The 8,623-nt window shown below is 44.9% G+C and carries 6 protein-coding genes; all 6 read right to left on the bottom strand.

What is annotated here, in order from left to right:
- Positions 1–132: 132 nt before the first annotated feature.
- Positions 133–1,170 carry a GGDEF domain-containing protein gene (locus B3182_RS13640; protein ID WP_292357287.1) on the bottom strand — a complete coding sequence of 346 codons (1,038 nt, stop codon included), beginning with the start codon at positions 1,168–1,170 and terminating at the stop codon, positions 133–135.
- A 25-nt stretch (positions 1,171–1,195) separates the two neighbouring features.
- Entirely contained in the window at positions 1,196–2,407 is a 1,212-nt protein-coding gene (locus tag B3182_RS13635; RefSeq protein ID WP_292357288.1) for an argininosuccinate synthase, read from the bottom strand.
- A 50-nt stretch (positions 2,408–2,457) separates the two neighbouring features.
- Positions 2,458–3,243 carry a DNA adenine methylase gene (locus B3182_RS13630; protein ID WP_292357289.1) on the bottom strand — a complete coding sequence of 262 codons (786 nt, stop codon included), beginning with the start codon at positions 3,241–3,243 and terminating at the stop codon, positions 2,458–2,460.
- A gap of 111 nt (positions 3,244–3,354) precedes the next feature.
- Positions 3,355–5,148, bottom strand: coding sequence for a dihydrolipoyl dehydrogenase (gene lpdA, locus B3182_RS13625; protein WP_292357291.1), 1,794 nt, complete (start codon positions 5,146–5,148; stop codon positions 3,355–3,357).
- Positions 5,145–6,470 (bottom strand): dihydrolipoyllysine-residue acetyltransferase, encoded by a 1,326-nt coding sequence (gene aceF, locus B3182_RS13620; protein ID WP_292357293.1) that lies wholly within the window; start codon positions 6,468–6,470, stop codon positions 5,145–5,147. Before aceF ends, lpdA begins: the two co-directional genes overlap by 4 nt.
- A gap of 3 nt (positions 6,471–6,473) precedes the next feature.
- A partial coding sequence (gene aceE / locus B3182_RS13615) for a pyruvate dehydrogenase (acetyl-transferring), homodimeric type (RefSeq protein ID WP_292753109.1) occupies positions 6,474–8,623 on the bottom strand: 2,150 nt, incomplete at its 5' end.

The following is an 8,623-nucleotide window of genomic DNA, read 5'->3' as shown; positions in this document are numbered from 1 at the left end:
GCCCGCATCATCAATTTACCGCATGATCATATTATTGTGATGATGATTACCGTTGGGAAAAAGCTTGAAGATGCACGTCCTCGAGCGGGCCAGTTACCACTCGAAGAAGTGTTTTTTACGGATAGTTTTTAATCAGATAATTGGCGGCGGCGCATCAGAAACATGGTTGCGTCCGCTGCGTTTTGCCAGATAAACCGCCCGATCAACACGCTGCAGGAAACTGTCAACGCCTTCACCAGGGACATACCGCGCCACACCAAAAGACATGGTGATTGCACCAAGTGGTTCACGGGTATCCTTGCGTTGGATTCGTTTGCTGGCAATATCCTGACGAATGCTCTCAGCCAGCTGACGGGCGTTTTGCACACTGGTATTAGGCAAAATAACAGCAAATTCCTCACCGCCATAGCGGGCAACCAAATCACGACCTTTTAATGATTTTCTCAACAACTCAGCAATCACTCTGAGCACTTGATCTCCCACTAGCTGGCCATGTTTTTCGTTGATAACACTGAACAAATCAATATCACAGAAAATGACCGACACATCCATGCCGTTAATATCTGCATCACGGGTCATCTCGTTGATTAGCTCATCAAAATGTTTACGATTAGCTAATCCAGTCAAACTATCGGTTATCGATTCACGTCGGGAATCACTTAACTCTTTTTTCAATGCAGCAACTTCTGCCATCGCACTGTTTAACTGCTCGTTGAGCAATTCCCCAGACGAAACGGCCAGTCGGGTTTCAATAAGTACTTCTTCAATCAGCGTATGTAGTTGCTGACGGTTTAAGTCCGGTTGCAGGCGACTCAACATACTTTGTAAATGACTGTTGCTTCGATCGGTAGTTGTGACGCCCGTATAGATATAGTTCAAAGTCTGTTTAAGAAGACGTGCCAATTCCTGACGCATCTCAAACATCGCAGCTCTATCTTTATCCTCGTCAAAGAACTGTTCGTGTAATAAACGGATTTGCTGTTCAGTAATTTTTCCCGTCAGTTCGATTTCATTATCTACGGCCTCTACCAAAGCCATATTCGTACCGGAAACGTACTCAAACCAAAGCGCATAATTTGCCGGAGTTGGAGCGATTTTATATTGGTTCATTTTTGAAAGCGCAAGCCGCATCCATTCGGCAGTCCGCTCTTCATATTCGCTATGTTTCATAAGTACTCCGACAAAATCCGTATGCCTATCTTTTCTTCTTCCCTGCTATTTTTAACCTTAACGCATTAAGTTTGATAAAACCTTCTGCATCTTTCTGATCGTAGGCACCAGCATCATCTTCAAATGTGGCGATGGATTCATCAAACAGACTGTCGGTGGCTGACTGTCTGCCAACAACTATGACGTTGCCTTTATACAGTTTTATTCTGACATCACCATTCACGGATGTCTGTGATGCATCTATCATTGTCTGCATCATCTGCCGTTCCGGTGCCCACCAGTAACCGTTATAAATCATGCTGGCATAACGTGGCATCAGTTCATCTTTCAAATGAGCGACTTCGCGATCCAGTGTTAATGACTCAATCGCACGATGCGCTCTGAGCATAACCGTTCCGGCAGGTGTTTCATAACAGCCACGTGATTTCATACCCACATAACGGTTTTCAACGATATCCAGTCGACCTACCCCATTTTCACCAGCGACTTTGTTCAGATAAATCATCACCTGAGCAGGCGTCATACGCTCGCCATTAATGGCAACGATATCGCCCTTTTCATAACTCAGTTCAAGGTAGGTTGCTTTATCAGGGGCATTTTCCGGTGAAACAGACCAACGCCACATACTTTCCTCGGCTTCAGCCCATGGATCTTCGAGAATACCTCCTTCGTAAGAGATATGCAGCAGGTTGGCATCCATGGAATAAGGCGATTTTTTGCCTTGTTTCATTTCAACTGGAATACCGTGTTGTTCAGCATAATCCAACAGTTTTTGCCGTGATAACAAATCCCACTCACGCCACGGAGCAATCACTTTAATGTTCGGGTTCAGACCATACGCCCCAAGTTCAAAACGCACCTGGTCATTGCCTTTACCAGTCGCGCCATGCGAGACAGCTTCTGCACCGGTTTGAGCCGCAATCTCAACCAGACGTTTGGCAATCAAAGGACGTGCAATCGATGTACCTAAGAGATATTCACCTTCGTAGATGGCATTGGCACGAAACATTGGGAACACATAATCACGAGCAAATTCTTCACGTAAATCTTCAATGTAAATTTCTTTAATGCCCAACGATTTTGCTTTGGCTCGTGCTGGCTCAACTTCTTCACCCTGACCCAGATCAGCTGTAAAGGTCACTACTTCACATTGATATTTATCCTGCAGCCATTTAAGAATAACGGAAGTATCCAGACCGCCAGAATAGGCAAGAACGACTTTTTTGATGTCAGACATGGGGGAAGAAATCCTGTATCGAAGAAATTAAAAATTGGTGCGTTATTGTATCAAAATCCACGTAAAGCAAGCACTTCTCTTGCAGCCTGCCGTTTATCGCCTTTACAGCTTATTGTCCGAGGTGCATCAAGAAATTTCAGGGTAAACCCTAAGTCACGATAGAGTTTTTTGATTTTATCCGTTGCCTGATTTGACAGTACCACTGGTCCGTCGTGATTTGCCAGCCACTCGGCTAATCGAACCTGGTCATCCCAGTCAAACCCCTGCTGGGAATATTGCCGAAATGGCACATCGTAGGGCGGATCAGCATAAATAAAATCATTCTGTCGGATATCCAGCTGGGCAAAATCCATATTGCTGAATTCCCACTGATTTAATACCGATTGGTAAGGCGCAAAATCGCTTACATAATTGATTGTTTTGTAACGACCAAATGGCACGTTGTAACCACCCGTTTTATTAAAACGACATAGGCCGTTATAACCAGTGCGATTCAAGTAATAAAATAATTGAGCACGTTCAGCGTCTGTATGTGCTGAAATATCATTGAACTGTTTACGATATTGGTAATAGAGCTGCTCATCATTTGCCAGTGGCAAATCAATTGTCAGACCTTGCTGCAGTTGCTGATAAAAATTGATTAAAGCCGGGTTCAGATCATTTAACAATGCTTTATCAGGATTTAATCCCAACGCTACAGACAATCCACCGCAGAAAGGCTCGACCAGTCGATGATCCGGAAACTGTTTCCATAATTTCAACAGTCTGGGAATTAACCAGCGTTTGCCACCAGCCCATTTTAGCGGAGGTTTAAGCAAAGAAGCTTCTCTGGTCATAGCTGATTTATCACCGCTCGGTTCCGCTGCATGAAAAGCAGTTCATTACTGATTACTATATGAGGTTATTTATCCGTTCGAGACAAAAAGTCTCGAACGGATAGACTGATATTACTTGGAATGTAATGTTTTACGAGGTGGAATCAAATCCGTAATATTGCCTTCAGCCATTTCCGCAGCAAAGGCAAACGTTTCCGACAAGGTTGGATGTGGATGAATGCTTAATCCGATATCTTCTGCATCAGCCCCCATTTCCAGTGCCAATACCGCTTCAGCGATTAATTCACCAGCATTGGGCCCGACAATACCTGCACCTAATAAACGCCCGGTTTCTTTATCAAACAAGGCTTTGGTCAGACCTTCATCACGATCGACACTCAAACTACGACCGCTGGCAGCCCATGGGAAGGCACCTTTAACGTAATCAATGCCCTGTTTTTTCGCTTCATCTTCGCTGAGACCCATCCAGGCAACTTCAGGATCAGTATAGGCAACTGAAGGTATCGTCATCGGATCAAAGGCCACTTTTTTACCGGCAATATGCTCAGCAGCAACCTTACCTTCATGTGTTGCTTTATGAGCCAACATCGGTTGACCGACAATGTCACCAATCGCATAGATGTGCGGCATATTGGTCTGCATCTGCTGATTGACCTCAATAAAGCCATAATCATTTACATCCACACCAGCAGCTTCTGCATTAATCAGTTTACCGTTGGGTGAACGGCCCACTGCGACCAGAATCTTGTCGTAGGTTTGTGGGTCCGGTGCATTATCACCTTCAAAGGTGACCTTCAGACCAGATTTTAACGCGTCGATTTTGCTGACTTTGGTTTTCAGATAAATCGCTTTGTATTGTTTCTGGATATGGTTATGTAACGGTTTAACCAGATCCTTATCAGCACCGGGGATCAGGCTGTCCTGTAATTCGACTACACTGATTTCAGAACCCAGAGCGTTGTATACGGTCGCCATTTCAAGACCGATAATGCCGCCACCAATGACCAGTAGCTTCTTAGGAATATCTTCGAGCTCCAGTGCATCAGTAGAATCCATCATTCGTGGATCATCATTGGGAAATACCGGGATTTTCGTGACACGTGAACCCGCAGCAATAATGCAGTTTTCAAAACTGATGGTTTTATCACCATCTTCTGTTTTTACCTGCATTAAATTAGTACCGGAGAACTGTGCTTCACCATGTACAACAGTTACTTTACGTTGCTTGGCCAACGCTGATAATCCACCCGTCAGCTTGCCAACAATTCCGTCTTTCCAATCTGCGACTTTGCGAATATCAATTTTCGGTTCGCCAAAGGTCACCCCATTTTCAGCAATATGTTTTGCTTCATTAATTACGTGGGCAGTATGCAAAAGAGCTTTTGAAGGAATACAACCAACATTCAGACACACCCCACCAATTCGTTGGTGACGTTCAATCAGAATCACCTGTTTGCCTAAATCAGCAGCACGAAATGCTGCCGTGTAACCACCAGGACCGGAACCTAATACAACTATTTCAGCATGCATATCAGCATCGGTAGGTACTTCAGATTTAGTTACAGCTGCTGCTTTGGGTTTTTCAGCAGCCTTTTCTGTTTCAGCGGGTTCTGGCTGAGCAGTTTCTGCTTTAGGTGCTTCAGGTTTTTCTTCAGCTGCAGAATCCGCTTCGCTTTCAACAGAGAGAATGACATCACCCTGAGCGACCTTATCACCCACTTTTACGTTGATAGACTTAATGATGCCGGCAGCTGAACTTGGAATCTCCATCGCGGCTTTGTCAGATTCAAGCGTAATAATGTCCTGATTTTCACTAACTGAATCACCTTCAGCAACCAGGATTTCAATAATTTCAACCGCATCAAAATCGCCGATATCCGGTACTTTGACTTCAATCAAACTCATAACAAGACCTTTCTGATATCAGACAACATGTTATTCAGCATCACCGTAAAGCGTGCACCGGCAGCGCCATCTATCACTCTATGATCATATGAAATCGACAATGGCAACATCAGTCGTGGTTCAAATTCTTTTCCGTTCCAGATTGGTTTCATCTGGTGTTTACTGACGCCAAGAATGGCGACTTCAGGAGCATTCACAATCGGGGTAAAGAATTGACCACCGATACCGCCAAGGCTGGAAATAGAGAATGTTCCGCCCTGTAAATCCTTGGCTGTTAATGTTCCTTCACGGGCCCGGGAACTGATTTCGCCCAGTTCACCGGCAAGTTCGAGAAAGCCTTTTTTATCAACGTCACGAATCACCGGCACCATCAAACCGTTTGGCGTATCAACAGCCACACCGATGTTGTAATACTTTTTGTAAATTAGGCTTTGTTTATCTTCGCTTAACGAAGCATTAAATTCCGGATACTGTTTCAAACAAGCAACAACGGCTTTCATAATGAATACCAATGGTGTCAGGCCGACACCTTTCTTGGCAGCCATTTCTTTGTTTTCTTGGCGGAATTCTTCCAATTCGGTGATATCAGCTTCATCAAACTGTGTGACATGTGGAATATTTAACCAGCATGCATGCAGATGTTTGCCGGAAATTTTCTTGATCCGTGATAATTCTTTGCTTTCGATTTCGCCAAACTGTTCAAAGTTAATGACTGGAACCGATGGAATACCAGTGCCTTCAGCAGCTTTTGGTGCAGGTGCATTCATCACCTGTTTAACAAAATTCTGCACGTCTTCTTTGGTAATACGGCCTTTTTGACCACTGCCGACAACTGCAGCCAAAGGAACACCTAATTCACGTGCAAACTGCCGTACTGAAGGTGATGCATGTGAAGGTTTTTTAGCTGAACCGGTATCCGGTGCATAAGGTAATGTTTCAGTTCTTTCTGGCTCAGGATTCGCTACTGTAGGAGTAGGAGTTGGCGCCGGTTTACTCTCAGCCGCAGCAGGTTTTTCTTTCTCTGCTGGTTTGCTCTCAGCTGCTTTTTCAGCCGGCTTTTCGTTTTCTTCAGCACCGGCATCAGAAGATTCAATCAAGGCAATAACTGAACCTTCACTGACTTTATCACCCACTTTGACTTTCATTTCCTTAATGATGCCGCTTAACGATGATGGAATTTCCATCATCGCTTTATCGGATTCAATGGTAATCACTTCCTGATCAGCATTGATTGAATCACCTTCAGCAACTAACACTTCGATAATTTCGACACTGTCAAAATCACCAATGTCCGGGACTTTTAATTCGATTAAATCTGCCATGTTTTAAACCTTCACTGGATTCGTTGCGTCAGCATCAATCTTGTACTGTTTGATGGCTTTGGCAACCACATCATATTTAATAGTGCCTTCATCAGCCAGCGCGCTGAGCGTGGCAACAACCACATGATAACGATCCACTTCAAAGAAGCTACGTAATCTTTCACGGGTATCACTGCGGCCAAAACCATCAGTACCCAAAACAACATAACGTTGTTTGATCCAGGGACGTAATTGCTCAGCATACAGACGCATATAATCTGTGGAAGCCACCACAACCCCATCCTGCTCATCCATGCATTGTGAAATGTAGCTGCGTTTTTTCTCAGCAGTTGGGTGCAGACGGTTATAACGATCAACATCCATGCCTTCACGAACCAGTTCGTTCACACTGGTCGCACTCCATACATTGGCAGAGACATTCCAGTCTTTCTCAAGCATTTCAGCCGCGGCTTCAACTTCACGCAAAATGGTACCGCTACCAATCAATTGCGCTTTAACTTTGTGTTTTCCGCCAGATTTAAGCTTATACAGACCTTTTATGATGCCCTCTTCCGAACCTTCAGGCATTGCCGGATGAGTATAGTTTTCGTTCATCGCGGTAATGTAATAGAACACACCTTCCTGATTTTCGTACATCCGGCGCATACCTTCATGAACGATAACAGCCATTTCATAGGCATAAGTCGGATCGTAGCTCAGGCAGTTAGGAATGGTATTAGCCAGAATCAGACTGTGACCATCCTGATGCTGCAAGCCTTCACCATTTAATGTCGTGCGACCTGCTGTACCACCGATGAGGAAGCCTTTGGCCTGAATATCACCAGCCAACCAGCACAAATCACCTACCCGTTGGAAACCAAACATTGAGTAGTAAATATAGAACGGCACCATATTCACGTTGTAGTTGGAATAAGCCGTTGCTGCAGAAACCCACTCAGACATCGAACCGGCTTCGTTAATACCTTCTTCCAGGATCTGGCCTTTGGTGTCTTCGCGATACCACATGACCTTGCCTGAGTCTTCTGGTTCATACATCTGGCCGGAAGATGAATAGATACCAATCGAACGGAACAAGCCTTCCATACCAAAGGTACGTGCTTCATCGGGCACGATTGGAACGATGTTTTTACCGATTTTCTTATCACGAATTAATGCGGTTAATATCCGGACAAAGGCCATGGTGGTAGATAACTCACGATCACCACTGTCTTTCAGTACTGCATCAAAAATGCTTAATGGCGGAATTTCCAATGCAGGGGCACTGTGATTCCGTTTAGGGATAAATCCACCTAATTCTTTACGACGTTCCAGCAGGTACTTTTTCTCCGCGCTGTCATCATCCAGTTTGATATATGGAATTTCTTCAATTTCATCATCAGGAATAGGAATATTGAAACGATCACGGAAGCGTTTCATGTGCTCCAGTTCCATTTTTTTCTGCTGATGCGTTGTGTTCTGACCTTCACCCGCCTGCCCCAGACCATAACCTTTAACGGTTTTAGCCAGGATAACAGTTGGTTGGCCGACATGATCTACTGCTTGTTTATATGCTGCGTAAATCTTGCGTGGATCGTGACCACCACGACTCAAGTGCCAGATATCCTCGTCGGTCATGTCTGAGACCATATCGAGCAATTCCGGATATTTACCAAAGAAGTGCTTGCGCACATAGGCGCCGTCTTTGGCTTTGTAATTCTGATATTCGCCGTCAACCACTTCTTCCATGCGTTTCAGCAACCAGCCATCGGTATCACGAGCCAGCAATTGATCCCAGCCGCTGCCCCAGATGACTTTTAATACATTCCAGCCAGCGCCACGGAATAAGGCTTCCAGTTCCTGAATAATCTTGCCGTTACCACGAACCGGGCCATCAAGACGTTGCAGGTTGCAGTTCACGACAAAGATAAGGTTGTCGAGTTTTTCACGACCGGCCAGGGTGATTGCACCCAAAGATTCCGGTTCATCCATCTCGCCATCGCCTAAGTAAGCCCACACATGGCGGCCCGCTGTTTTGGCAATTTCACGATGATGCATGTACTTCATGAATCGTGCCTGGTAGATCGACAGAATCGGTCCAAGCCCCATTGATACTGTCGGGAATTGCCAGTAATCAGGCATCAGCCAAGGGTGAGGATAAGAAGACAGGCCACCCC

Source organism: Methylophaga sp. UBA4204 (genome assembly GCF_002379485.1).
GTDB lineage: Bacteria > Pseudomonadota > Gammaproteobacteria > Nitrosococcales > Methylophagaceae > Methylophaga.
Note: the sequence above shows the minus strand (reverse complement) of the source record. Positions and strands in the feature narration are given on the sequence as shown.

What these genes read in the sequence shown, in the direction of transcription:
- B3182_RS13640 (WP_292357287.1), bottom strand. Translation starts at nt 1,170, where the DNA reads ATGAAACATAGCGAATATGAAGAGCGGACTGCCGAATGGATGCGGCTT.
- B3182_RS13635 (WP_292357288.1), bottom strand. Translation starts at nt 2,407, where the DNA reads ATGTCTGACATCAAAAAAGTCGTTCTTGCCTATTCTGGCGGTCTGGAT.
- B3182_RS13630 (WP_292357289.1), bottom strand. Translation starts at nt 3,243, where the DNA reads ATGACCAGAGAAGCTTCTTTGCTTAAACCTCCGCTAAAATGGGCTGGT.
- lpdA (WP_292357291.1), bottom strand. Translation starts at nt 5,148, where the DNA reads ATGAGTTTGATTGAAGTCAAAGTACCGGATATCGGCGATTTTGATGCG.
- aceF (WP_292357293.1), bottom strand. Translation starts at nt 6,470, where the DNA reads ATGGCAGATTTAATCGAATTAAAAGTCCCGGACATTGGTGATTTTGAC.